General features: G+C 66.0%; 24 protein-coding genes. 17 read left to right on the top strand and 7 right to left on the bottom strand.

What is annotated here, in order from left to right; translation table 11 throughout:
* Position 1: 1 nt before the first annotated feature.
* Together EV641_RS23370 and EV641_RS23365 are read right to left on the bottom strand one after the other, a co-directional pair.
* Positions 2-1,111: an NAD(P)-dependent alcohol dehydrogenase gene (locus tag EV641_RS23370; protein WP_132474951.1), complete on the bottom strand. Its 1,110-nt coding sequence runs from the start codon at positions 1,109-1,111 to the stop codon at positions 2-4.
* A complete protein-coding gene (locus EV641_RS23365) occupies positions 1,108-2,313 on the bottom strand; it encodes a TetR/AcrR family transcriptional regulator (protein ID WP_241997424.1) in 1,206 nt (401 codons plus the stop codon). Before EV641_RS23365 ends, EV641_RS23370 begins: the two co-directional genes overlap by 4 nt.
* Positions 2,314-2,642: 329 nt before the next feature.
* Here EV641_RS23365 and EV641_RS23360 point away from each other — a divergent pair, with 329 nt between their 5' ends.
* The 14 genes from EV641_RS23360 to EV641_RS23295 all read left to right on the top strand — a co-directional run bounded on the left by EV641_RS23360 (position 2,643) and on the right by EV641_RS23295 (position 17,242).
* Positions 2,643-3,632, top strand: coding sequence for a nitronate monooxygenase family protein (locus EV641_RS23360; protein WP_132474949.1), 990 nt, complete (start codon positions 2,643-2,645; stop codon positions 3,630-3,632).
* Entirely contained in the window at positions 3,629-4,420 is a 792-nt protein-coding gene (locus tag EV641_RS23355; protein ID WP_132474947.1) for an enoyl-CoA hydratase, read from the top strand. The genes EV641_RS23360 and EV641_RS23355 overlap by 4 nt, the downstream gene beginning before the upstream one ends.
* A 279-nt stretch (positions 4,421-4,699) precedes the next feature.
* A complete protein-coding gene (fadD5, locus tag EV641_RS23350) occupies positions 4,700-6,280 on the top strand; it encodes a fatty-acid--CoA ligase FadD5 (protein ID WP_132474945.1) in 1,581 nt (526 codons plus the stop codon).
* Between the two features lie 79 nt (positions 6,281-6,359).
* A complete protein-coding gene (locus EV641_RS23345) occupies positions 6,360-7,169 on the top strand; it encodes an ABC transporter permease (RefSeq protein ID WP_054713694.1) in 810 nt (269 codons plus the stop codon).
* On the top strand, positions 7,169-8,032 hold the full coding sequence (locus EV641_RS23340; RefSeq protein WP_132474943.1) for an ABC transporter permease: 864 nt from the start codon (positions 7,169-7,171) through the stop codon (positions 8,030-8,032). The genes EV641_RS23345 and EV641_RS23340 overlap by 1 nt, the downstream gene beginning before the upstream one ends.
* Positions 8,029-9,321: an MCE family protein gene (locus tag EV641_RS23335; protein WP_241997414.1), complete on the top strand. Its 1,293-nt coding sequence runs from the start codon at positions 8,029-8,031 to the stop codon at positions 9,319-9,321. The genes EV641_RS23340 and EV641_RS23335 overlap by 4 nt, the downstream gene beginning before the upstream one ends.
* Positions 9,318-10,340, top strand: a complete 1,023-nt coding sequence (locus tag EV641_RS23330; protein WP_132474941.1) for an MCE family protein — start codon at positions 9,318-9,320, stop codon at positions 10,338-10,340. The genes EV641_RS23335 and EV641_RS23330 overlap by 4 nt, the downstream gene beginning before the upstream one ends.
* A complete protein-coding gene (locus EV641_RS23325) occupies positions 10,337-11,374 on the top strand; it encodes an MCE family protein (protein WP_132474939.1) in 1,038 nt (345 codons plus the stop codon). The genes EV641_RS23330 and EV641_RS23325 overlap by 4 nt, the downstream gene beginning before the upstream one ends.
* Positions 11,371-12,486, top strand: coding sequence for an MCE family protein (locus EV641_RS23320; RefSeq protein ID WP_241997413.1), 1,116 nt, complete (start codon positions 11,371-11,373; stop codon positions 12,484-12,486). The genes EV641_RS23325 and EV641_RS23320 overlap by 4 nt, the downstream gene beginning before the upstream one ends.
* Complete coding sequence (locus EV641_RS23315) at positions 12,483-13,544, top strand: MCE family protein (protein WP_132474935.1); 1,062 nt, start codon at positions 12,483-12,485, stop codon at positions 13,542-13,544. Before EV641_RS23320 ends, EV641_RS23315 begins: the two co-directional genes overlap by 4 nt.
* A complete protein-coding gene (locus tag EV641_RS23310) occupies positions 13,541-14,752 on the top strand; it encodes an MlaD family protein (protein WP_054713691.1) in 1,212 nt (403 codons plus the stop codon). The genes EV641_RS23315 and EV641_RS23310 overlap by 4 nt, the downstream gene beginning before the upstream one ends.
* Positions 14,749-15,324, top strand: a complete 576-nt coding sequence (locus EV641_RS23305) for a hypothetical protein (protein WP_054713692.1) — start codon at positions 14,749-14,751, stop codon at positions 15,322-15,324. The genes EV641_RS23310 and EV641_RS23305 overlap by 4 nt, the downstream gene beginning before the upstream one ends.
* 131 nt (positions 15,325-15,455) lie before the next feature.
* The gene (locus EV641_RS23300; RefSeq protein ID WP_054713693.1) at positions 15,456-16,361 is read left to right on the top strand and encodes an LLM class F420-dependent oxidoreductase; all 906 of its coding nucleotides are present in this window, start codon (positions 15,456-15,458) and stop codon (positions 16,359-16,361) included.
* Positions 16,362-16,366: 5 nt separating this feature from the next.
* Entirely contained in the window at positions 16,367-17,242 is an 876-nt protein-coding gene (locus EV641_RS23295) for an SDR family oxidoreductase (RefSeq protein ID WP_132474933.1), read from the top strand.
* Positions 17,243-17,255: 13 nt separating this feature from the next.
* Here EV641_RS23295 and EV641_RS23290 read toward each other — a convergent pair whose 3' ends face one another.
* Positions 17,256-18,635, bottom strand: coding sequence for an MBL fold metallo-hydrolase (locus tag EV641_RS23290; protein WP_132474931.1), 1,380 nt, complete (start codon positions 18,633-18,635; stop codon positions 17,256-17,258).
* A 286-nt stretch (positions 18,636-18,921) separates the two neighbouring features.
* Here EV641_RS23290 and EV641_RS23285 point away from each other — a divergent pair, with 286 nt between their 5' ends.
* Positions 18,922-19,770, top strand: coding sequence for an alpha/beta fold hydrolase (locus EV641_RS23285; RefSeq protein ID WP_132474929.1), 849 nt, complete (start codon positions 18,922-18,924; stop codon positions 19,768-19,770).
* Here EV641_RS23285 and EV641_RS23280 read toward each other — a convergent pair.
* On the bottom strand, positions 19,767-20,477 hold the full coding sequence (locus EV641_RS23280; RefSeq protein ID WP_054720597.1) for a glutamine amidotransferase: 711 nt from the start codon (positions 20,475-20,477) through the stop codon (positions 19,767-19,769). The two genes, EV641_RS23285 and EV641_RS23280, sit on opposite strands and share 4 nt — an antisense overlap.
* Positions 20,470-21,723 (bottom strand): Mur ligase family protein, encoded by a 1,254-nt coding sequence (locus EV641_RS23275; protein ID WP_132474927.1) that lies wholly within the window; start codon positions 21,721-21,723, stop codon positions 20,470-20,472. The genes EV641_RS23280 and EV641_RS23275 overlap by 8 nt, the downstream gene beginning before the upstream one ends.
* 187 nt (positions 21,724-21,910) lie before the next feature.
* Between EV641_RS23275 and EV641_RS23270 the strand changes: the two genes are divergently transcribed.
* The gene (locus tag EV641_RS23270) at positions 21,911-23,332 is read left to right on the top strand and encodes an NAD(P)-binding protein (protein ID WP_199233364.1); all 1,422 of its coding nucleotides are present in this window, start codon (positions 21,911-21,913) and stop codon (positions 23,330-23,332) included.
* Here EV641_RS23270 and EV641_RS23265 read toward each other — a convergent pair.
* On the bottom strand, positions 23,231-24,226 hold the full coding sequence (locus EV641_RS23265; RefSeq protein ID WP_132474925.1) for an EamA family transporter: 996 nt from the start codon (positions 24,224-24,226) through the stop codon (positions 23,231-23,233). The genes EV641_RS23270 and EV641_RS23265 overlap by 102 nt on opposite strands.
* Positions 24,227-24,297: 71 nt before the next feature.
* Here EV641_RS23265 and EV641_RS23260 point away from each other — a divergent pair, with 71 nt between their 5' ends.
* Positions 24,298-25,197, top strand: a complete 900-nt coding sequence (locus tag EV641_RS23260) for a LysR family transcriptional regulator (RefSeq protein ID WP_132474923.1) — start codon at positions 24,298-24,300, stop codon at positions 25,195-25,197.
* A gap of 16 nt (positions 25,198-25,213) precedes the next feature.
* On the opposite strand, the gene EV641_RS23255 is transcribed toward EV641_RS23260, so the two are convergent.
* A complete protein-coding gene (locus EV641_RS23255) occupies positions 25,214-25,591 on the bottom strand; it encodes an SHOCT domain-containing protein (RefSeq protein ID WP_054713924.1) in 378 nt (125 codons plus the stop codon).
* Positions 25,592-25,722 lie beyond the last annotated feature (131 nt).

Raw genomic sequence — 25,722 nt, 5'->3', positions numbered from 1 at the left:
GTCAGTCGAAGGTGAGTACGGCCTTGACGACCTCACCTGCGGTCACTGCGGTGAAGGCGTCGTCGAGCTTCTCGAAAGGGAATGTGCTGGTGATCTTCTCGACCGGGAAACGGCCGTCGCGCCAGAATGCGGCAAGTTCGGGGAGGAAGATGTGCGGGTCGGCGTCGCCCTCGATGACTCCGGTCAAGGTGCGACCACTCAGCAGATGTGTCTGATCGATCGTGATGGGGTTCCGTCCGCCGCGTAAACCGAGGGTCGCGCACACTCCGGGGCTCGTGAGTGACGACATCGCCTGGCGGATCACTGCTTCGGACCCCACCGATTCCACCGCGTAGTCGACCCCGCCGCCGGTTGCCCGGCGCACATGGCGACCGATCTCGTCGACGCCGTCGGGAGACACTACCTCCGTCGCGCCGAGATCGAGTGCCAGCGCATGGCGACGAGGGTTCGGGTCGATGCCGATGATGGTGTCGCAGCGGGCGATCTTCGCCGCCATGATCGCCGCCATCCCCACCGCGCCGAGACCGAATACGGCTATCGACGAACCAGGTTCGGGCCGAAGCACCCGGAGGACTGTGCCGGCTCCGGTGGCGAGTCCACACCCGAGAGGCCCGGCGAGCTCGACGGGAACTCCCTCGGGGAGCCGAACGACGTTCCGATCGGTGGCGACCACCAGTGATGAGAACGAAGACTGACCGAACCAGTTGCCGTGAACCGGCTTGCCGGATCCGTCGTGGAACACCGAGGTGCCGTCGGGTCGTGTACCCGAATAGTTCAGCGGAGCGAATCGGGTGCAGTAGGCGGGACGGCCGCGACGACAGTTGCGGCACGTACGGCACGAATCGAAGCCGATGACCACCGAATCACCCACACGCAGGCCGACGACGCTCGATCCGACCTCCGCGACAACCCCGGACCCCTCATGGCCCAGAACGGCAGGAAGCGGAATCGGAACTCCGCCGGCCGCTGCGGTGAGATCGGTGTGGCAGATCCCGACGCCGCGGATCCTCACAAGGATCTCGTCGGGCCGAAGCTCAGGGACGACAACGGATTCGATCCGCAGGGGAGCTCCGTGTTCGCGCAACACGGCTGCGCGCGCGACGCGGGTCATGAGGACACTTCCTCGACCGGAACGCCGCGGTTGCCCACGAGCACCGCCAGCATCAATTGCTGCACTCGACGCTGGTTGGATTCCGTTCGCCGGAAGTGCATCACCTGCCCGACGTCGAGCGAGAGGATGAGCGCAGCGTGGACGAGGAAACGGCATTCGACGGCGGAGAGATCGGCGCGCAATTCTGCGACGATGCGTGCCCACTCCTCGATGTTCAGGCGCTGGATGTTGCGGAGGTCGCTGCGATGGGCCTTCGGGAGGTTGCCGATCTCGGCGAAATAGACCGACATCAGCTCACTGTGGTCGAACGCCAACCGAACGAACACGTCCACGAGATGCTCGAGGGCCTGGTCGGGGGTGGACGATCCGGTCAGGGCTGATTCCACGGACATCGCCACGCGGTCGCCCGCGCGGTGGAAGGCTGCGGCGAGCAGATCGGCCTTGCTCGGGAAGTGCCGGTACACGCCCGAGGCGTTGATGCCCGCGGCAGCGCCGATCTCCTCGATGCTCACATCGTGATAGCCGCGTGCGTCGAACAGCAGAACCGCCTCGTGCAGTAACACTTCACGCTTGTTGGATGTCGCGAGGCCGGATTTGGCCTGTGGTTCCTCGGAATCCGAATCGACGGGGACGAGCGGTGTCGCGAGGATCGAGTGGCACGCGTCGAGCAGGAGCTGCTGGAGTCGACGGTTCGACAGTGGAGCGCGGTGCGTGGTGATCGAACCGATCGTGCTCAGCAGCGCGGTGCTGAGCACGACGTCGTCGGAGTCGGTGAGATCGGGGCGCAGCTGTGCGGCGAGGTGTGCGAGGCGCCGATTGATCGCGACCATCTTGTCGCGAACCTGCAGGCCGTCGTCCTTCGACAGGTAGCGGCGTTCCCAGCGGTACAGGCCACCGGTCCGGCGGTTGGCGATGGTGGTGCGGATAGTCGCAGACAGTAGACGGTCGAGGGTGTCGCTCGGGTCGGTGTTGTCGACGGCGTCGAACTCGTCGACGGCCGCTCCGAGCGAGTCGGCCAGCTCGTTGACCGCATGCAGGAACAGTGCGTACTTGTTCGGGAAATGGCGGTAGAGGGCCGGCCCGGAGATTCCGACGGTCTTTGCGATCTCGTCGATGCTCACACCGTGGTAGCCACGCTCGCTGAACGCCTCGGCAGCGACGGCCGCGATCTGCGCCTTGCGGTTCTTGGGGCGGCGGCGCACCGCCGTGGTGTTGCCGGCCGTGGTCTTCCTGCCGGGGTTCGCTCGTGCGCGCGCCCCGACCTGCGCGTGTTCGGCCACCCTGAACTCCTCGTCGATTGTGTCGGACCCGCGACCGATCGCGGAGAGTCACCCAACTCTAAAGGTAACAGCTGAAACCTCTGAATCGGAACGTGAATGCGGCATCGAATTCACATCAAAACCGCAGAACACAGTGTATTGACAAATTCTGCGACGACCATCAAAGTTAACACCGATTCTTCCTGTTCACTTTGGAAGGACGGTGACGTGGGGGCGTAGTGCAGCGTCCTGCGCCGATTCGAGGAGGACACTTGAGGACCCGATTCACCGAGGCGTTCGGGGTCGAGCATCCCGTCGTCCAGGGCGGCATGATGTGGGTCGGTCGTGCCGAACTGGTCGCCGCTGTGGCCGACGCCGGCGCGCTGGGCTTCATCACCGCACTGACGCAACCCACACCGGAAGACCTGGTTCGCGAGATCGCCCGGTGCCGGGAGATGACCGACAAGCCGTTCGGTATCAACCTCACCATCCTGCCGTCGATCACACCGCCGCCGTACGCGGAGTATCGCGCCGCGATCATCGAGTCGGGCGTCAAGATCGTCGAGACTGCAGGTTCCAACCCGGTCGATCATCTGCCCTTCTTCAAGGATGCGGGGATCAAGGTCATCCACAAGTGCACGAGTGTTCGGCACGCCCTCAAAGCAGAGCGAGTGGGAGTCGATGCCGTGAGCATCGACGGCTTCGAGTGTGCCGGGCATCCCGGCGAGGACGACGTTCCCGGTCTGGTCCTCATTCCCGCCGCCACCCGCAAGCTCCGGATTCCGGTGATTGCGTCCGGTGGTATCGCCGATTCACGCGGTCTCGTCGCCGCGCTCGCTCTCGGCGCCGACGGCGTGAACATGGGCACCCGATTCATGTGCACCGTCGAGTCGCCTGTGGCGCAGCGGGTCAAGGAACAGATCGTGGCGAACAGTGAGCTCGACACGAAGCTGATCTTCCGCACGCTCCGCAACACGGCACGTGTCGCGGCGAACGCGGTGAGCACAGAGGTCGTCGAAATCGAGTCCCGCGGTGCCGAGTTCGCCGACATCGCGCACCTCGTCGCCGGCGCGCGTGGTCGCACCGTCTTCGAAGAAGGCGATATCGACGCGGGCATCTGGACGTCCGGGCAGAGCCAGGGGCTGATCGACGACATCCCGACGGTGGCCGAACTGGTCGACCGAATGATCTCCGAAGCCGAGGAGATCATCACCGGACGCCTGAACGGCATCGTTGCTGCGAAGGCCGGAGTGCGAGCATGACGGAGACGACGGAAGGAGTCGCCGTGGAAGGGCTGCGTTCGACGCTCGAGGGTGGAATTCTCCGCCTCACGATCAACCGTCCGAAGCGGATGAACGCGCTCGATCTCGAGACGATGGGTGCATTGGGTGACGCGGTGACCGCGGCCGGGAGGGACGAGCAGGTACGCACCGTCGTTCTCACGGGTGAGGGCGCCGCGTTCTGCACCGGAGCAGACCTCGCGGCTGCCGGATCGCACCCGGCAGATCCGAATGTCGTGATGGACACCGCTAACTCGGTGATTCGCGCGATCGTCGACTCGCCCGTGCCCGTCATCGCGGCAGTGAACGGGCCGGCCGCCGGTGTCGGTGTGTCGATCGCGGTGGCCGCCGATCTCACATACGCGGCCGAGACGGCATACTTCCTCCTGGCTTTCACCAACATCGGACTCATGCCCGACGGTGGATCGAGCCTGTTGATCCCGGCGGCCATCGGCCGTGCCCGCGCGGCAGAGATGGCGTTGCTCGGCGAACGTGTCTTCGCGGCCGACGCCGACCGCTTCGGTCTCGTGGCTCGCACCCTCCCGGACAGCGAACTCGCCGCGCACGTCGATGCAGTGGCAGCCCGCACGGCGAGCGGCCCCCGGCGGGCTCTGGCGCTCACCAAGGAGGCGCTCAACAACGCGACCCTGCCGGCTCTCGAGGATGCGCTGGCGTTCGAGAAGAGAGGTCAGATCGAACTGCTCGCCTCCGCGGATTTTGCGGAGGGTGCCATGGCCATGCTGCAGAAGCGACGGCCCAAGTTCGCCTAGAGGCCGCATGCACATGTCGTGAACGGAGCGGATGCGGGCACGGTCCCGCCACGCGTTTCCGTCCGATCGTCAAATAGCTGTTCACAGGCTATTTATCGTGCATCTCTTCGGGAGGTGTGCTGCGTGTCGGCGGATGATGATCTCGGTCGATTGCTATGAGAATCTCCGTTAACAAAGCTCTGGTCACAGTCGGAGTTTGCCTGTAGGGTGCATCACACCGGAACCCGGCAATTGCCGCGCCCTTCGTCCCGAACCTTTCCTGTCTCGAGAGGACCGTCGATGGTTTCCCCCTCTGTCTCGGATGCCCACCGCTACCGCAGCACCAATTGGAACAACCAGGTCGCGCGTCACGCGCTGATGACGCCCGACCGCACCGCGTTCCGTTTCCTCGGCGAGTCGATCACCTGGTCGCAGCTGGGCGAGCGCGTCGAGAAACTTGCGGATGCGCTGTCACGTCGCGGCATCGGATTCGGCGATCGCATCATCATCCTGATGCTCAACCGCCCCGAGTACGTCGAGATCGTCCTCGCAGCAAACGCGATCGGAGCGATCGCAGTACCGGTCAATTTTCGTCTCACCGCATCCGAGGTCGCGTTCCTCGTGGCGGATTCCGGTGCGAAGGCGATTGTGGCCGAAGGCCCGCTCGTGCCGCTTGCTGCCGCGGCCCGGGCTCAGTCCGAGGGCATCGACCTGGCGATCACCATCGGTGCAGAACCTGAGGGTGACGCGGTGTCGTACGACGCACTCGTGGCCGAAGAGGGCGATCCGCATCCGCAGATCGATATCCCGAACGACACTCCGGCGCTGATCATGTACACCTCGGGCACCACGGGTCGGCCGAAGGGTGCGGTACTCACCCACTCGAACATGGAAGCTCAGGCGCTCACCTGCATCCGGGCGTTCCAGCAGTTCGACGAGTCCGGCATCGGCTTCTGCGCTTCGCCGATGTTCCACATCGCTGCGCTCGGCTCGATCGCACCGAGCCTCATGCTCGGCAGCAGCACCGTGATCCACCCCGTCGGCGCATTCGACCCTGGCGCGCTGCTCGACGTGCTCGAGGCCGAGCAGGTTACCAGCCTGTTCCTCGTGCCGGTGCAATGGCAGGCCGTGTGCGCTGCACAGCAGGCGAACCCGCGCAAGCTCGCTCTGCGCAACATCTCGTGGGGTGCCGCGCCGAGCTCCGACACCATTCTGCGCGCCATGGCCGAGACCTTCCCGGACGCATTCAACGTCGCAGTGTTCGGCCAGACCGAGATGTCGCCGATCACGTGCGTGCTCGATGGCGCGGACGCGATCCGCAAGCTCGGTTCCGTCGGTCGCGTCATCCCGACAATCCAGGCGCGAGTGGTCGACGACGAGATGAACGATGTCACCACCGGTGAGGTCGGCGAGATCGTCTACCGCGGCCCGACCATGATGCGCGACTACTGGAACAACCCGACGGCCACGGCGGATGCATTCCACGGCGGATGGTTCCATTCCGGCGATCTCGTGCGCGTCGACGACGAAGGCTTCGTCTACGTCGTCGACCGCAAGAAGGACATGATCATTTCGGGCGGCGAGAACATCTACTGCGCCGAGGTCGAGAACGTCCTCTTCGGGCATCCCGCGATTCTGGAGGCAGCGGTGATCGGCCGGCCCGACGCGAAGTGGGGCGAGGTCCCTGTCGCAGTCATCGCGCCGAAGCCGGATCACGGAGATCTCACCCTCGAAGAGCTGCAGCCGTACTTCGACGAGCACCTCGCGCGCTACAAGCACCCGAAAGAGATCGTGATCGTGGAGGCGTTGCCGCGCAACGCCAGCGGCAAGGTAGTCAAGGGCGATCTGCGGGGCGGACTGTCCGCGGTCACGCAGGGCTGAGCTCCGAACGCAGGGGGCGAACCGGACGCGGGCCGTCGAGCCCCGGCATGTGAACAGTCGGCACCGAGGGGTGGGGAACGTGGCATTCGAGCTACCGAAGGCGAAAGGCCCGGCGCATGATCTGGCTATCCAGATCGGCGCGTTGGTCGGCTTCTCGCTCGAGACGCTCGTTGCCGCGTTCCGTGTCGTCGTCCAGCGGAAATTGTCTCTGGGGGAGACGATCACGCAGGCTCTGTTCATAGCAAGGGTATGCAGTGGACCGTCACTGCTGCTCATGCTGCCGATCGGCGTGCTCATCGCCGTGTCGGTGGGATCCCTCGCCGGACAGCTCGGCGCCGGCGCCTATTCCGGCGCGATCGTATCGTTCGTCGTCGTGGGGCAGGCTGCGGCACTGGTGGTCGCGCTGATGCTCGCCGGGGTCGGTGGTTCGGCGATCTGCGCCGACCTCGGTTCGCGTACTATCCGCGAAGAGATCGACGCGATGGAGGTATTGGGCCTCAACGTGATCGAGCGCCTCGTCGTGCCGCGGCTCATCGCGGCGGTGCTCGTGTCGATGATCCTGTGTGCGCTCGTCACGGTCGTCGGTATCGGCGCCTGCTATCTGTACGAGATCTATCTCAACGACGGGTCCGGTGGAGCGTTCCTTCGCACTCTCTCGGAGTACGGACGGCTGTCGGACTTCGCCATGGCGATGGTCAAGTCGGCCTGCTTCGGGGTCACGTCGGCTCTCATCGCATCGTTCAAGGGGCTTCATGCCAAGGGTGGTCCGAGTGGTGTCGCCGACGCGGTCAACGAAGGCGTGGTTCTCGCCTTCATCATGGTGTTCGTCGTGAATACTGTGCTGTCCCAGATGTACACGGTTATGGTGCCGGCTGTGGGTACGTACTGATGATCTCGTATTCCACCGCGACCCGGGCGCGCTCGGCAGCAGGACGGCCGGTCACCGCCCTCGTCGACGGATGTGCCGAAGTCGGCCGCCATGTCGTCTTCGCTTTTCGCGCGATAGCGGGTATCCCCACGGCGCTGCACCGGTATTTCTCGCACGTCCTACGCCACATCGGGGAAGTCAGCTTCGGTTACGCGTCGCTGTTGGCCGGGGGCGGGACGATCGGCATCGTCCTCGCGATGTCCGCTGTCGCCGCCATGATGGTGGGCGTCGAAACCCAGCGAGGCCTCGAACTCATCGGCATGACCTCGCTATCGGGGATGCTCTCCGCGATCGCCAACACCCGCGAACTCGCTCCGGTCGTCGCATCGATCGCGTTGGCCGCCAAGGTCGGTACCGGCTTCACCGCGCAGCTCGGCGCGATGAGAATCTCCGACGAGATCGACGCACTCGACGCAATGGCAGTGAAATCGGTTCCGTTCCTTGCAAGTACCCGCCTCATTGCGGCCGCGGTGTGTGTCATCCCGATCTACATGGTGGGTCTGCTGGGTTCCTATGTCGCGACCCGCCTCGTCATCGTGAACTTCCAAGGAAACTCCGCGGGTACCTACGACTACTACTTCCATCTCGCATTGTCGCCGACCGACCTGTGGTACTCACTCACCAAGGCCGTGGTGTTCGCGATAATCGTCGCAATTGTCCACTGCTCGTACGGGTTCTACGCCTCCGGCGGGCCCGAGGGTGTCGGCCGCGCCGCCGGGCGTGCATTGCGCACGAGCATCCTCGCGATCGGGATCACCGATGTGGTCCTGACGTTCGCGTTGTGGGGGCTGGTTCCGACGATCCCGGGGGTCGGGCTGTCGTGACTACCACTGCCACCGTCGAACGAGCGAGAACCGAGAGCAGGGCCGGGATGCGACGCAAGAACCGGACCGAAGGGCCGAGCAAGGGCGTCCTTGCCGTCATCGGTGCGGTCGCGTCCGTCGTCCTGCTCGTGGTCGGAGGGCTGCTCGTGGCTTCGGGCGCGGGTTCGCTCTCGCGTGATCCGCGGGTCACGGCGACGGTGCCGGCCGAAGCGGGCCTGATCCACGGTGCCGCGGGTGTGCAGTACCAGGGGGTACATGTCGGTTCCGTCGTCGGTATCGACGCGGGGGTCGCCAGCTCTCGCCTGACCATGCAGCTGGGCCAGGACCGGATCGCCGAGATCCCCGCGTCCGTCATGGTGCGGATCGTGCCGCGCACGCTGTTCGGCGACGTGTTCATCGAACTCGTCCCGCCGGGGAATCCGGCGATCGGCCCGCGGCTCTCGGGTGGCGACGAGGTCACCGTCGATACGTCGGACGAGGCCGTGCAGCTCGCCAATCTCTACTATCGAGCCGCCGACCTGCTCGAACAGTTGCGTCCCGAGCAGCTGGCCACCGCGCTCGACGCCGTGAGCCAGGCTCTGGAGGGTCGCGGAGAATCCCTGGGCGCGACGATCGACCGGATGGCTGCGCTGACCGAGGACCTGGGTCCGCTCGTCGACGCCGGTATCGCAGCGGCGCCGCAGATGGCTGCCGTGGCCGAATCGATGTCCGCCGCCACCGACGATGTCATCACGGTCATGCAGAACGCCTCGGAACTGTCGCGGATCGCCCTCTCGAACGAAGACGGGATCGCCCGTCTGCTCTCCGGCGGTGCCGCACTCGGAGCACAGGGAGCCGACCTCCTCTCCTCGAACACCGGCAATATGATTGCGGTCGTGCGCAACGGAGCGCCGGTCGTCGGAGCTTTTGCCGGCAACACGGAGGGGCTCGACGAGACATTGAAGTACCTGGGAATCTTCGGTGAAGCGGGCGCGCGAGTGTTCTCGACCGGACGTTTCAATATCACCGCCATCGCCGATCTGGCCGACCCCATGCCCTACACCAGCGCGGATTGTCCGCGATACCCCGGCATGGAGGGATCGAACTGCGGCGACCCGGTCCAGACCTCGGCGACCGCTCGCCGACAGGTCGTGTCGGCCGCCGAGGAGAGCGAGCCGCTCGGATTCCTCGAGCAGATCTCCGCCGGCGTCGACCCCGCCGACCCTGCAGCGCTACTACGCGATCCGTCCACTGCGGCCTCGGTCCTGCTGGGCCCGCTCGTCCGAGGGGCGGCGGTGAGTATTCCGTGAAGTCGAATATCGGTCCGGGGATCCAGCTCGCCGGGTTGTGCATGGTCGGAGTGCTTGCCGCGGTCATCGTCGGCAACACCCTCGAGCGTCCCGTCATCGGACCCACCAGCGACTATGCCGCGGAGTTCACCAACGTCGAAGGCCTCACCCCCGGCAGCGACGTCACACTTGCGGGCGTGCGTGTCGGCCAGGTGTCGAAAGTGAGGTTCGAACCGCAGGAGGACGGAACATACCGTGCTGCTGTCGAATTCGAGATCGAGTCCGGTCACGAACTCACCACCGACGTACTCGCCGACATCAACTACGGCGACATGATCGGTGTCCGGTACGTCGCCCTGAGCCTGCCCGAAGGCGCATCCGGCCAGGTGCTCGAACCCGGCTCGACGATCCCGATCGAACAGACCACACCTCCCGTCGACCTCACGGCCCTGCTCAACGGGTTCAAGCCGTTGTTCGAAGCGATCGATCCGGCGCAAATGAACTCATTGGCGTCCTCGGTCGTCGACGCGTTCCAAGGGCAGGGTGCGACCCTCGAATCCCTGCTCCTGCACGTGGCTTCCGTCAGCACCGACATCGTCGAGCAGGAGCAGGTCTTCAATGATGTCATCGTGAACCTCGAACAACTCGCCACGGTGGTCGACCGCCGCAGTGATGAAGTATCGCAACTCATCTCGGGTATGAATGTGGTAGGGCAGGCGCTCGCGGGCGACACCGGCCAGCTCGCCACCCTCATCGACCGCGGTTCCTCGGCGGTGCGATCCACCTCGGTGCTGATGTCCGGTGCCATGGCGCCGCTCGACACCACCGTCACCGACCTGCGAGCCATGACCGATGCCTGGATTCCGCAGACCGACGAGTTCAACCGATCGATGGCGCTGCTGCCGGAACTCGGCTACAAGATCAACAGGATCGGCGACTACGGGGGCTGGCTCAACCTCTACATGTGCAACTTCACGATCGAATCGAACGACTTCGAGGCGAACATCTTCGGGTCGACCTATTCGGAGGTGTGCCGATGAGTATCGGACGCACACTTCGTGACACGTTTGCCGCGATCTTCTCGGGCCGGCACGACCGCAATGCGAACCCGATGGTGCTGGGAGTCGCCGGTATTGCGTTGGTCGCAGTCCTCATGCTGGCGGCGTTGGCAGCTCCGACGGTGATGTACTGGCTCCGCACGAACTCGTACACCGCCGAACTCGCCAATGCGGCCGGTCTGAAGCCGAACGACCCCGTCTACGTGGCCGGAGTCCCGGCCGGAAGGGTCGAGTCGATGGAGTTGTCCGGCGATCGCGTGATCGTCGACTTCCGAGTGGATCGGTCGCAGAACCTCGGCGACCGCACCACAGCAGAGGTGAAGCTCGAGACCGTCCTCGGCAAGTTGTATCTTTCGGTGAGTCCCGCCGGAGCCGGAGAACTCGACGACGGACTGATTCCGTTGGCGCGCACCGGTGTGCCCTACAGCCTCGACGAGCTCGCCACCGATGCCGAGCACGTGGCCGACGGACTCGACGTCGAGGGGATCGAGGCGATGATGCAGACCCTCGCCGACACGATGCCCGCAGATTCGGAGCAGATCTCCTCCGCACTCGCCGGGGTGGAGGCGACCTCGCAGATGCTGGTTCGCAACGACGCACGGATCACGTCCCTGCTGAAGGCCTCGAAATCACTCACATCGATCGTCACCGAGCAGAGCGAAGACGTTGCCGCGCTCGTGGAGAACTCGACCGCGGTGGTGAGCATCCTCTCCGCCAGAAAGGAAGCGCTCTCCCAGGTGGTCGAGGATCTTCGCGCACTCACGGAGTCGGCCGCGACGTTCCTGACCGACAACTCCGACGACCTGAACACGCTGCTCGTGAACATGCGTTCGGTGACCGACACGCTCGCGGCGAACGCCGACAACATCGACCGTATCCTTCTCGAATTCCCGTCGGCTCTGCGCGCAGCCACCAATGCCGCGGGTAACGGGACGTGGGTCGATGTCCATGCACCTGCCGGGCCGATTCCGGACAATTTCTTGTGCTCCATCGGAGTGATGGAGGGTTGCAAGTGAATCCGGTGGTCAAGACGTGGTCGATCCGCGGTGGTGCCATCGTCGCGGTGCTGGCGTTGTGTGCTGCGGGCGTGTGGTACGTCGTGGGTCCCGACCGGACCCGCACCGTCACCGCACAGTTCGCCACCGTGAGCGGGATCTACCCGGGTAGTCATGTCGCGGTGCTGGGTCTTCCTGTCGGTACCGTCGAAGAAGTCCGTCCCGCCGGGACGTACGTCGAAGTGACGATGAGCGTACCGTCCGACATCGCACTGCCCGAGGATGTCTCAGCGTTCGTGATGAATCCGTCCGTCATCAGCGACCGGTTCGTCGAACTCGCCCCCGCCTACCGCGACGGAGCGCAATTCGGCGACCGCAACGTGATTCCCATCGAACGCAGCCATTCGCCGATCAACTGGGACGAGATGCTCGAGAGCATCGATACTCTCGCCGCTGCGATGGGCCCGGAGGGCGGCGACCTCGGTCGCACACTGGATGTGTCCGCCGCCGCCACAGAGGGTCTCGGTGAGCAGATGAACCAGGCGATCATCGCGCTCAGCCAGGCGACATCGGTGGTCGGCGCCAAGTCGGAAGACATAGGCGAACTCATCGACACCCTCGGCGCGGCCGTGCACGCGGTGAACTCTCGTGAGGGATCGCTCGAAGCACTCGTCGACGGCGTCGCCGAACTCGGTGAGGAACTTCAGGGGCAGAATATCGATGTCTCGGCGCCGATCACGCAGCTGACCACGATCCTGGATCAGCTCGACACTCTCCTCGCCGAGCGCGGTGGCGACACCCGAGAGATCATGGCGAACGCCCGCGCCCTCACCGATACCTTCGCCGCGAACGAGGTGGGACTCGCAGAACTGTTCGATGTCCTGCCGCTCGCCATGCAGAACATCGACCAGGCGATCGGAGAGAACGGGCGTGGGCGGATCCGGTTGAACATCTCGACGCAGATCAGCCAGTTCCCGCGCGCGCAGGAGTTGTGTGCCCGCGAACCGTTGCCGCTGTGCACCGGTGCAGGCTTCACGAATCCGATCACGGTGCCGTTCGACCTGTCCGACCCGTTCGAGGACCTCGTGCCCGAGTCGCTGGATCGTGCGCTGGGCGAGGGAGGTCCGCGATGATGCGGAGTAAGACCGCGGTCGTCGTCCTGGTCGCGGCGGTCGGGCTGCTGACGTCCGGCTGCGGCCTGAGCTTCCAGAGTCTGCCCATGGGCCGGACCGGCCCCGGCTCCACCTACACCGTGACCGCGATCTTCGCAAGCGCCGATCGCGTCGACCTCGGTGCCGAGGTCCGCGCCGGACAGGCCATCGTGGGCCGCGTGCACTCGATGTCGACAGACGGTCGGCAGGCCTTCGTCGAACTCAGCATGACCGAGTCCGTGGACCTGCCGGCGAACGTCGGTGCATCCGTACGACTGCCGTCGGCCCTGGGCAGCCCGTACATTCGGATAGACATACCGGACGAGGCATCGAAGGAACTGCTCGCCGACGGAGACACCATCACCCGGACCGAGCTCGGCCCCGACATCGAGAGCACCTTCGCGATGCTCGGCAACGTCGTGAACGGCAGTGGGCTGGACCAGCTCCGCACCATCACCACCGAACTCGATGCTGCCTTCGGCGACCGAGGGGACTCGATCCGCACGATGCTCACCGAACTCGACTCCACGATGGCTCTGGCCGACGAGAACACCGAGTACCTCGAAAGGACGCTCGCGGCCGTCGATTCGGTGACCGCGCGGCTCGCACAGCAGCAGGAACTGATCGACAACGGGATCGCCGACAGCGCTGCCCTGATCGGGCTCCTCGCCGCACAACAACAGGACCTCCGGACATTGGTGTCGAGTACGGCGACAGCCGTGTCGTCGATCGACACGGTGATGGCCGACGAACCCACGATCGGTGTCGCGATCGACGACCTCGCAGAGATCACCGCAGGAATCCGCGACTTCAACACGACGGTGGGGTCGATGCTCGTCAACGTCAACGACTTCATCACCGGCTTCAACTCGGCCGTGCGGGGCGACTATCTGCTGTTCGACGGCACTTTCGACATTCCTGCCGCGATCGACCTGCTCGTCACCGGCGGTGTGCCGCCCGGCGCGGAGACCGACGCACCGTCGCCGCCGACCGACATCGCGTCGAGTCTGACCGATCTGCTGCAGGGGGGAATCGGATGACCCGCCCCGTTCTCATCCAGTTGGTCGCGTTCGTGCTGGTCGGTGTCTTCGCGACCGCGTTCGGCGTCCGGTACGTGCTCGGCCCGCAGAGCTTCGGCGGGGCCGTCGAACTGACAGCGCAGCTGGCCGATGCACGCAGCATCGGACCGGGCACCTCGGTCACCTACCGCGGTGTGGCGGTGGGGACGGTCGGGTCGGTCACGATCAACCCGGGCGGCGTCGGGTCGACAGCGAACCTCTCGCTCGACCCCGGAACGCAGATCCCGGTCGGTAGCGTCGGCCGGGTGTCCACTGCAACGGCCATCGGCATCCTTGCCCTCGATATCGAGCCCGAGACCGCGGACGGGCCGTATCTGCGTAGCGGCGACACGCTCGAGGTGCCGGAGGATATGCAGGGAATGCGTCTCGACGAGTTGCTCGTGCACATGACCGAGCTGATCGAGAGTGTCGACGCCGATTCGATCGTGTCGCTGGGCGACACCTGGGGTACCGCGCTGCGCGACACCGGCCCGGAACTGCAGGCACTGCTCGAGAACGCCGACGCGCTGTCGACGATGGTCGCTGAACGCGCCCCGACCATCGCGACGCTGCTCGACGAAGGCCTGGGCCTGGTCGACTCCCTCGCGCGCAATTCGGAGGGGTTCCCGGGCTCGATGCGTGCGTTCCGGGACGTGTCCGACCAGCTTGTCGGGAGCAAGGAATCGCTGGTGTACCTGCTCGATCGGTCGCCCGATGCGCTTGCACGCACCGAAGAATTGTTCGCCGGCACGAAGGACAACTTCGGCGTACTGATGACGAACCTCGTCACGATCGCGGAGGTGGCCGGCCCTCGCGCGCCGGCGGCCTCCGCGCTCCTCGATGCGATGCCGGCAACGCTCGCCGACCTGTCCGGCATCGTCAAGGGCGACCGCGCCGACTTCTCTCTGGTCGGGACGCAGGGGCCGGTCTGTGTTTACGACACTCAGCGGATGATGGTCGGTGACGAAAGTCCGCGCGAGCCCAACCGGACGCTGTACTGCCCGCCGGGAGAGGACCTCTCCCAACGCGGCGCACGGGTCGCGCCGAGGCCGAACGATCTGGGCCTGCAGGGACAGACCACCCCTGGGACCGTGGTGGGCCCCGACATGGCGGACGATCCGCTCCTGATCCCGACCGGGGTCGAGGCCCTGAACTACTGGCAGAAACTCCTGGAAGGACTCGGGCAATGACCGACGAGAACCCGACCCGAAAGTCGGCGAACGCCGCGACCGAAGAGTCGGCGTCGGCGAGTGCCGAGACCGGCGAATCGGATCAGCGGCCCACACGCCGCTCCGGAACCGGACGGGCTGTGGCCATCGCGGTGATCGTGCTGCTGGCGGTCGTCGCCGGCGTCTTCGGATTCCGCTGGTGGCAGGCAGAGCAGACCGATTCGTTGCGTACCGAGGCGGTCGACGCCGCTCGGGAGTATGCGACGACCTTGGGTACCTACGACTACCGGTCGTTCGACGATTCGCTCGCGGCCGTGACCGCGGCTTCCACCGAGGAGTTCTCGGCGAAGTACTCGGGCGTCGCGGGCGACCTGCGCGGACTCGTCGAGAACGGGCAGGGTTCGTCGGTCGCGACGGTCTCGCACGCCGGACTCGAGACGCTCGACGGCGAGACCGCCACGGTGTTGGTGTTCCTCGATCAGGACGTCAAGAACGTCGTCGTCCCCGAGGGGCGAACCGACGCAACGAGGTTCCTCATCACCTTGAAGCGCATCGACGGTCGGTGGATGCTCGACGGCGCCGACGCGAAGTAGCGACACCGAACCGAGGAATGGTCTCGCTGCGGGCCTGTTGCATCATCCGAGAATGCGACTATCTTGAATCGGAAGGATGATTTTCTCGATTCAGAATCCTGGTCGGATTCTCAGGTGCGACGAGGCAGGCGATGCGCTTCATCTTCCATTACCCCGAGATCAGCGGCTCCGACGGCGATGTTCTCGATCCGGGTCCACTGCGCGACGTCGCGGTCGCGGCCGAGCGGGCCGGGTTCGATGCGCTCTCTTTCAGCGAGCATCCGGCGCCGGGGGCGAAGTGGCTCGACCGCGGCGGGCATCAAACCCTCGATTCGTTCGTCGCGCTCGGTTACGTGGCCGCCGCGACCGAGCGACTGAGGCTGCTCACCTATCTCGCAGTGGTTCCCTACCGCAATCCGTTCCTGCTCGCGAAGGCTGCCGCCACACTCGACAAGCTGTCCGGCGGACGGTTCACGCTCGGCATCGGAACCGGATACCAGAAGCGTGAATTCCACGCACTCGGCGTCGACTTCGACGAGCGCAACGCCCTCTTCGACGAGGCGCTCGACGTGCTCCCGCTGCACTGGAGCGGCGAAACCTTCTCGTATCAGGGGCGGCATTTCAGTGCGCAGGACATCATTGCCCGTCCTCGCCCCGTTCAGGATCCCATCCCGATCTGGATCGGAGGCAACTCCAAACTGACCAGACGACGCGTTGCCCAGCGCGCTCAGGGCTGGATGCCGATGTCCGGCGGCGCGACCCTGAGTACCACGGCGCGCACCGCGGCGCTCGGCCCGGTGGAGCGGCTAGGCGGTGATATCGCCGAACTTCGTGCGCAGGCGGTCACGGTCGGCCGCACCGACCACATCGACGTCGTCTACTCGTACAGCCAGGAAATCATGTTGTCGTCCGTCGAGACCGACCGCCATCGCGACGTGCTGGACCAGCTCGAGAAGGCAGGCGTCGATTGGGTACTGGTGTCGTGTCCCATAGATGGACTCTCGGCCACCACAGATTTCCTCGAGTCCTTCGGCGCCACCTACATCGGAAGCAGATGAGCGACATGAGCTGGTTCGAACAGCGCGCGGGGCTCGACGGGACGGTCGCAGTGGTCACCGGCGGTGCCGGAGGCCTCGGTGCCGCCATCGTGGAGGATCTCGCCGCGAACGGAGTACGCCCCGCCGTCATCGACCTCGACGATGCCGCGGTGAAGGAACTACGCGATGTGCTCGACAAGCAGGGCGTCGACCATATCGTCACGCAGGGCGACGCCCGCGACCCCGACGCGCTGACAGCGCTGTTCGAGCAGGTCGACGAGCGTTGGGGTCGTGTCGACACCCTTGTCAACATCGTCGGCGGCACGTTCCGGGCACAGTTCGTCGACACCGGTGCGAAGGGATGGGACGCGATCCTGCGCACCAACCTCTCGCATGTGCTCCACGCGTGTTCGCTCGCGGTACCTCGAATGCAGGCCGGTGGTCGCGGCGGAAGCATCATCAATCTCACGACCATCGAAGCGCACCGCGCGGCACCGGGTTTCGCCGTCTACTCGGCTGCGAAGGCGGCTGTCGAGCAGTTCGCACGAACGCTCTCGATCGAGGTCGCGCCCGACGGAATCCGAGTCAACAATGTTGCGCCCGACTATGTTCCGACTCCCAAGCTCGCTTCGCTCGGCGGCGGCGACTCGTCCCTGTCCACGCCCGAAGGGGTCCGCGTCGCGATCCCGATGGGTCGGGCCGGGCACGTCACCGATGTGTCGAACAGTGTGGTGTTCCTGGCGTCGAAGCTGTCGTCGTTCATCACCGGCACCACACTGCACCCGGACGGCGGGACCTTCGCATCGTCGGGATGGTTCAACTGGCCCGATTCCGGGTGGGCGAACCATGTTCCGTCCCGGATCCTGGCCAACGCAACCCTGGCCGACGCAACCGAGGCGTAGCCGAGACGCTGGATCAGGCTGTGGCCTTCATAGCGACCCACGCGCCGTATCCGCCGATCAGATCGGTCACGTCCTGGAATCCTTTCGCGCGCAACAGTGATGCCGCGACACTCGACCGCCATCCGCCGGCGCAGTGCACGACGATCGGCTTTCCTGTCGGCACCTGATCGAGCCTGGTCCGGAGTTGTGCGAGCGGAACCGTGACGGATCCGGCGATGGCGCCGGCGGCGCGTTCCCCGGGATTGCGGATGTCGAGCAGCGTGACGCTGTCGGCTGCGAGAAGTTCCAGCAGTTCGTCGACGTCGATGCGATGAGCGGTGCGGACCAGGTCGGTGAGTTCGGTCGGGAACCGTCCGTCGTGGTCGACGCCGAGATAGCCGATCACATTGTCCTGACCGATGCGGGCGAGCCGGAGCGCGGCCATCTGTTCTTCGCCGGGGTACGTGATCAGCACGATCGGCTCGCCCACCTCGGCGACCATCCCGCTCGTCTCGGCGAAGCGCCCGTCGAACCCCACGTTCACGGAGCCGCGTAGATGCCCGGCGGCGAAATCGTCGACACCGCGGGCATCGAGAATCAATGTGCCGGAGTCCGATTGCTTCCGAACCTCCGCGGGGGAGAGCTCCGGGACGGTACGTGTGGAACTGAGCAGCGGATGGACGTGCTTGTTCATCTCGGCATCGGTCGAGAAATAGCCGGGCGCGGCGGGCTGTCCTTCGGTGATCAGGGCGACGAATTCGTCTTCGGGCATCGGCTGCGCCGATGGGTTGGTGAGGCGCTGCCGGCCGATCGTCGAGGTGAGTTCCGACGAGAGGTTCTTCCCACACGACGATCCGGCGCCGTGCGCGGGCATCACGGTGGTCTCGTCGGGGAGCTTCAGCAGGGTGTCGTGGATCGTGCGGTACATGGCGTGGGCGAGATCCGCCGTCGAACCGTCTCCGAGGTTCGCCAGGTCGGGGCGGCCGACGTCGCCGATGAACATCGAATCTCCCGTGAGGACGGCGGTGGGTTCGGCATCCGGGTTCTCGCGCGCCAGGATGCTGATCGATTCCCACGTGTGACCGGGTGTCGACAGAATCTCCAGGTCCACTTCTCCGAGCGAGATGTGCTCGCCGTGTGCGAGGCGGCGGATCGGGTATTCGGTTTCGGCCGCTTCACCGAATCCGATCCAGGCACCCGTGGCCTCGCCGAGTTCGAGGTGTCCGGATACGAAGTCGGCGTGGAAATGGGTGTTGACGACGCCTTCGATGCTCAGGCCGAGGCGGTCGGCGTCGGTCAGGTATTCGCCGATGTCGCGGCGGGGGTCCACCACGATTGCGCGGCCGGTGGTGTCGTCGCCGATCAGGTACGACGCATGGGAGAGACATTGGAGGTAGTACTGCTCGAGGATCATCGGGGGTCCTCCCCGTCGAGGGGTCGTGTCGACGACCGGTTCGTGCCGAGAATGTGCGGGTGGGAGTCCGCGGCCGTTGTGCATCATGCGTTGCGTGATGCGCCAGAAGTCCGACATCAGAATACTGCCCTTGACGAACAATGTGTGATGTATCTAACATTGGAAGTGCGAATCGAGCAGACGTCCGAGGACGACAGAGGCTCGTGAAGCAGAGATCCGGCCCGGAGATCGCGTAAAGCGAATCGACGGGCCGAACCCCTGCTCAGGGGCAGGTGGGGAGGCAGCGGTGGGGGAACGTATCGGTACCGTCGTGCGCGACGGCCTCACATTCGACGTGCGCGACCAAGGCCCGATCGACGGCGAACCGGTGGTCCTCCTGCACGGATTCCCGCAGGATGCACGGTCGTGGGACGGCGTCGCAGCGAATCTGCACGAGGCCGGGTATCGCGCGATCGCACCCGACCAACGCGGCTACTCTCCGCGGGCCCGTCCGCGGCGTCGCCGCGACTACCGGCTCTTCCACCTCGCCGACGACGTCGACGCCCTCATCGCACAGCTCGGGGCCGGCCCCGTCCACCTCGTCGGGCACGATTGGGGTGCAGCCGTCGCATGGGTGTTGGCCGCGCGGCGTCCGAGTGCGGTGCGCACCCTGACCGCAGTGTCCGTGCCGCATCCCGCCGCGTTCCTGCGGTCGATGGTCACCAGTACGCAACTGCTCAAGTCCTGGTACATGTTGGCGTTCCAATTGCCGTGGATCCCGGAGAGGTTGTTGAGCGTCCCGGCGGTGAGCAACGCGGTCCTGCGGAAGACCGGCCAGCTGCCGTTCGCCGCCGCGCGCGATGTCGAGCGTATGGGCGATCGCCCCGCGGTCCGTGGCGGGCTGAACTGGTACCGCGCGCTGCCGCTGACCGATCCACGCTCGAGTCTCGGTCGTGTCGAGGTGCCGACCCTCATGGTGTGGAGCGACGCCGATGTCGCGATCGGGCGCGCCGCAGTCGACGCCAACCCTCGGTACGTCGCGGCGCCCTACCGGCTCGAAACGCTCGGCGGGGTCAGTCACTGGATCCCCGACGAGGCCCCGGACAAGCTGGCCGACCTGATTCTCGCCCACATCGCTCAGGACCGAAGTCTTTAGGTGCGCAGGCGTTCCCGGCGGAGTTGTTCGACTTCCGGAAGGTCGAGCGGCGGCAGCGATTCGACACCCAGTGCGCGAGCGAGCAGGTGGTCGGCGAACTCGGGGTTGCGTGCCAGCACGGGGCCGTGCAGATACGTTCCGTAGACCGAACCCTGCACCGCGCCTTCGTTTCCGTCGCCGACGCCGTTGCCCACGCCGCGGGTCACCTTCCCGAGGGGTCTTGCATCGGATCCGAGAGTCGTTCCACCTCGGTGGTTTTCGAAACCGGATACCGGAAGGGCGAGACCCGAGATGCTCGGGGCGATGACGATTTCGCCGATCGCGCGGGTCTTCTGCGGCGACGTCGTCGCGTCGAGGAGGCCCACGCCGTCGACTCGCTCGCCGGCCGAGGTCTCGTACCAGTGTCCGAGCACCTGGATGGCCGCACAGATCGCCAGGACTGGTGCACCGCGTTCCGCCGCTTTCTGAAGGCCCGGGTAGCGCTGGAGGTGGCGTGTGGCGAGGCGCTGCGCTGCGTCTTCGGCGCCGCCGAGTGTGTAGAGGTCGAGCGAGTCGGGGACGGGATCGCTCAGGCCGAGTTCGATGATCTCCGCGTCGCGGCCACGCATGCGGAGGCGCTGGCGCAACACCAGTGCGTTGCCGCCGTCGCCGTAGGTGCCCATGACGTCGGGCAGGACGAGCCCGATCCGCACGGTCGACTCAGACATTCGTAGCCCCCTTGACGATCGCGGTGTTCAGATCCCGGAACGCCGTGTAGTTGGCGAGAACCTCGACGCGTCCGGGAGGGCACGAGGCGATGGCGCGCAGCGGATCCGCGACGAGTGTGTGCTCGACTCCTGCGTACGTCAGGCGCACGGCCAGGTCGGTGCCGCGCTCACCTGCGGCGACCACCTGGACGCCCTCGAAGTGCTCGAATCGCACGTCCCACAGCCACGACAGGTCTTCACCGTCCGGCACCTGACCGTTGACCGCGATCACCAGGCCGTCGACGGTCGGATCGATCATCGACAGTGCTTCCTGCCATCCGGCCGGGTTCTTCGCCAGCAGCATGTGCACCGAATGAGGCCCCACCTGAACGGTCTTGTAGCGTCCCGCGACCTCTTCGACCACGGACGTTGCTGCCGCGGCCTCGGCCGGATCGGCGCCGAGTGCGACGGCGGCTGCCACGGCCTGTGCCGCATTGCCGCGGTTCGCACGGCCCGGCAAGGTCAGTTTCAGGGGTAGGACGAGTCCGTCGGGCCCGTAGAGATTGTCGTCGTCGACCCACCAGTCGGGCGTGGGGCGGGCGAAGTCCGATCCCGTGCTGTACCAGTGGTCGCCGTCGCGCACGATGGGTTCGCCGGTGCGGGGGCAGCTGACGGAGTCGCCGGCCCACCCGGCTCCGGCCGCGACCCACACGACGTTCGGGTTGTCGAAAGCAGCGGAGGTGACGAGCACGTCGTCGCAGTTGGCGATGATCGTTGCGCTGGTGTGCCCCTGCAGCCCCGCGCGAAGTTTGCGCTCGATCATGTTGATCTCGCCGACGCGGTCCAGCTGATCTCGGGTGAGGTTGAGCAGCACGATCGCTTCGGGCTCGAGCGCATCGGCGACGTGCGGGGTGTGCAGTTCGTCGACCTCGATCGCGGCGAGTCGCGCGGTGCGGTTCGCAGCGAGGGTCGCGACGATGCCGGCGTCCATGTTCGCGCCGTCGGGTTGGGTCACGACGGCGTCGAGGGTCTCGAGTGCCGCCGCGGTCATCCGCGTAGTGGTGGATTTGCCGTTGGTGCCGGTGACGAGCACGGTGCGGCGGCCGCGGCCGAGCTGCGTCATCAGGTCGGGATCGATCTGGAGGGCGATGAGCCCGCCGATCATCGAGCCGTTACCCCGTCCGGCCTTGCGTGACGCCCACGCAGCGGCTTTCGCCGCGCGCAGTGCAAGCCTGCCGCGGGTGGTGATTCCAGTGCTAGTTCCCACCCGGGCGAGTTTTCCACAGCCGCGTTCCGGTCGCGGAGCCGCAGTGGTGTCCGCACGGTCACACAGCGGACCGGTGGCCGGAATCGCTCACAGAGGGGTGGTGGACAGGTGCAGTGCAGGGGCCGGCGTGCTCCCCTGGAAGCACACACAGGGTATCGAGGGAACGCGACCGGCGGAGGTGAGTTCCGTGCTCGAGAACGAAACGACGGGAATCAGGGCGGGTGCCTACGTGATCGTCGGCGACACCACGGTGGCGCGCCGAGTGTGTGCATCGTTGCGTGCCCAGGACATCGCGGTCCGGCACGAGCCCGAACCCGACGACGAACAGCTTCACGACCTGCTCACCGGCGAGCCGATCGCGGGCATCGCGATCCTGTTGCAGGACGATGTCGTGGCGCTGAGGTACGCGCTGGCTGCGGGGCACCTGCATCCGGAGGTGCCGATGGTCGCGACGATCTTCGACGGCACGATCGGTGATCAGCTCGCGCGCTTCCTTCCGCAGTGCGACGTGACCTCCCCGGCGGATCTGGCTGCGGCGTCGCTGGCGGGCCCGTGCGTGGCGCCGGATCTGTTGGCGGTGACGTCGACCGGGCGTGTTCCGCGCGGGGTCCGCAAGGTCGGGGACGTGCTCGACGAGGTGCCGATCACGGTGCTGCGGCTGCCGTGGTGGAAGCGCAGGCCGGGGCAGTTGACGGCCGCGGTGAGGGGACACGAGACCGGGACGCGGATTCTGATCGCCGGGCTGTTCGGTCTGGCCGTCGTGATGCTGGGGGACTGGGCGTGGTTGACGTTCGGTGAGGGCTACGGTGCTGTCGAGGCCTTCCACGAGGCGGTGCGGGTGGTCACGACGGTCGGCCCGGCGGCAGATCCGCACGGGAACGAGATGTACGGGCTGATCGCGTCGTCGGCGATGCTCGCGACGATCGTGTTCACCGCGATGTTCACAGCCGGTGTCGTCGACCGGCTCCTCGGTCCCCGGTTGACGGCACTGTGGGGGCGGCGGTCACTGCCGCGGTCGGGGCACGTGATCGTCGTCGGACTCGGACAGGTTGGTTTGCGGTTGTGCCGGGAGCTGCGCGAGCTGGGGATCCCGGTGGTCGGCGTGGAACGCGATACCGACGCGAAGCACCTGGGGAAAGTGCGGGAAATGGGCATCCCGGCGGTGCTGGGCAACGGCGGCGACCGCGGTCTGCTCGAGCGGATCGGAGTGCAGCGTGCCCGTGCGCTGGCCGCGGTCGGATCCGACGATCGTGATAACATCGCGGTCTCGCTGGCGGTGCAGGGCATTGCCCCGGGCCTGCGGCTGGTACTGCGCGCGGGTGAGCGGGAGCTTCTCGCCGAGACCGGTTCGCTGCTTCCGCTCGGAGTCATCCGCGACGTGACGAGCCTGAGCGCGACCTACGTGCTGGCGCGGCTGCTCGGCCGCGAACCTTCGGGAGTCGTCGCGGGGGAAGCACACGTGCACGTGCGGCGGCCGGGCGGGTGGTACGAGGAGTTGCCGATCGCGTCACCCGGGCGGTGCCGGCACGTCGAGCGACGCTCCGCACCGGCACGTCTCCTCGGCCCCTGGAGTAGCCCGAACTACGCCCCGGCCCCGCAGACGCCGTAGTGGTCGGGCGGCACTTGCCGCCCGACGCCCCGCCGACTGCGCGACGAGTGCCCCCGCGATCACCGCGACTCCGCCGGCGAGTGTCAGCGGTGTCGGTACCTCGCCGAGCGCGGCCCACGCGACCGTGAACCCGACGATCGGCACCATCAACGACAGTGGGGCCACGGTGCCCGCCGGGTAGCGACCGAGGAGGGCGACATAGATGCCGGTGCCGACGATGGTGCCCGCGATGGCGGTGTAGGCGAGGCCGACGAGTGCGATGCGTCCGTCTCCGGTGGAGAAAGCAGACCCGAGTGCCGCCCAGCCGGTGGTGGGACCTTCGACGATCCACGACACCGCGAATAGTGGGGCGGTGGCGATCACGCACATCCAGGACATCAGTTTCATCGGTTCGGTGGATTTCGCCTTCCGTGTCGCGATGTTGGCGATCGCCCACGAGAGGCCGGCGAGCAGCCCGAGCAGAAGGGGTACGAGTCCGATGCTGCTGCCACCCTGCGCCACTGCGACGATCAGCATTCCGGCGACTGCGACGAGGAGTCCGATGATCTGGATGCGCCCGAGTCGTTCCCCGAGCAGCAGCGCGCCGAGTGCGACGGTCATCGGGGCGGAGGACTGCAGGACCAACGACGCAAGACCCGTCGCGAGCCCGGCATTCATCGCCCAGAACAGGAATCCGAACTGCGCGAATCCGAATGGCAGGCCGTAGAGCAGAAGCCAGCGCAGTTCCACCTTGGGTCGCGGTACGAACAACACGACGGGGACGGCGATGACGAGGAACCGCAGACCCGCGAAGAAGATCGGCGGGAAGTGATCGATCCCGACTCGGATCGCGAGGAAGTTGCATCCCCACAGGAGGACGACGGTCAGGGCGAGGAGTCGGGCGCGGGCGGTCACTCCCATATTGTTCGCTAAGGCAACAATTTCGACAATCTGAACTTTCTTAATCTGATATGTAGATTTACTTCATGGATGCGACACGGTTGCGGATTCTGCGCGAACTCGCCGACCGAGGCACCGTTGCCGCGACGGCTGAAGCGCTGTCGATGACCCCGTCGGCGGTATCCCAGCAGCTCAAGCTCCTTGGCCGCGAGGCGGGTGTCTCACTGTTGGAGCCGTCGGGTCGTCGGCTGCGCTTCACGGATGCGGGCCGGGCGCTCGTCGTGTGCGCCGACGACGTGATCGCCGCGCTCGACCGTGCCGAGGCGGAGATGGCCGCGTACCGGACTCGTCCGCGTGGCCGCGTGCGCGTCGCGTTGTTTCCGTCGGGCGCTGCACTCCTGCTGCCCGCCGTATTGGATCTCATGGCGAACAGTGGCGTGGACGTCGACGCCCAGGACGAGGACGTGCCCGCCTCGGCGGTGCCGCCACTGCTGGCCGACTACGACGTGGTTCTCACCCACAGGGATGAACGTGCCCCGACTCTGGCCGGGCCTCGTGTCGCGACGACGGGGTTGCTACGTGAGCCGATCGACCTCGTACTCCCACCCGGACACCGTCTCACGGGCCGCGGCGAAGCACAGCTCGGTGAGCTTGCCGACGAGAACTGGATCAGTGTGCGAGGAGGATTCCCGGTGGACGACGTGCTGTTGTCCGTCGCCGCCGTGACCGGTGTGGAACCCCGGGTAGTTCACCGAATCAACGATTTCCACGTGATCGAAGAGCTCGTCGCCGCCGGTCGCGGTGTCGCGCTGATGCCGAGGTTCTCGGTGCAGCATCCGCGGGTGGTGCGGGTGCGGGTGGCCGGTGTCCGCGCAGCGAGGATCTATGACCTCGTCACGCGCCCCGGAGCGACGGAACGACCCGCGATCGCCGCGGTGCTCGAAGCATTCCGCACCGCGGCGACGCGGGTCGATCGCGCAGAGTAGGACTGATCAGGACGGATCAGGCCAGGGCCTTCGCTTTGAGGGCTTGGAACTCGTCCTCGGTGATCGTGCCTGAATCCAGCAGTGCCTTCGCATCGGCGATGTGCTCGGCGGCGGATTTCTCCCCTGCGACTTCCCGAATGTAGTTGTCCTGTGCCGACTTGAACTCGGCCGCTTCGCGGGCCGACCGCTTCGCCATTCCGTCGCCGTGCACGATCAGGTACACCAGGGCGGTGAGCCACGGGATGATGAACAGGAAGACGATCCAGATGGCCTTGACCCATCCGGACTGTTCCCGATTCCGGAACAGATCGCTGATGATCATCCACAGCATGATCAGGTAAGCGATGAAGGCGAAGCAAACGATGATGTACCAGATGATGTCCCAGAATTCCATGCAACTCTCCGTCTACGAATGGACCATCATGTGCACGAGCTGAATTCGGATATCGACGGAGTATCGCAGTTCCCAGGAAAATCGGAACGCGATCGAGTCGAGATGCCACCCGCAGAGTACAACCGGGATTG

This window comes from Rhodococcus sp. SMB37 (genome assembly GCF_004345605.1).
Taxonomy (GTDB): domain Bacteria; phylum Actinomycetota; class Actinomycetes; order Mycobacteriales; family Mycobacteriaceae; genus Rhodococcus.
The sequence above is the reverse complement of the archived record's forward strand: the minus strand, read 5'-3'. Positions and strand labels throughout refer to the sequence as shown.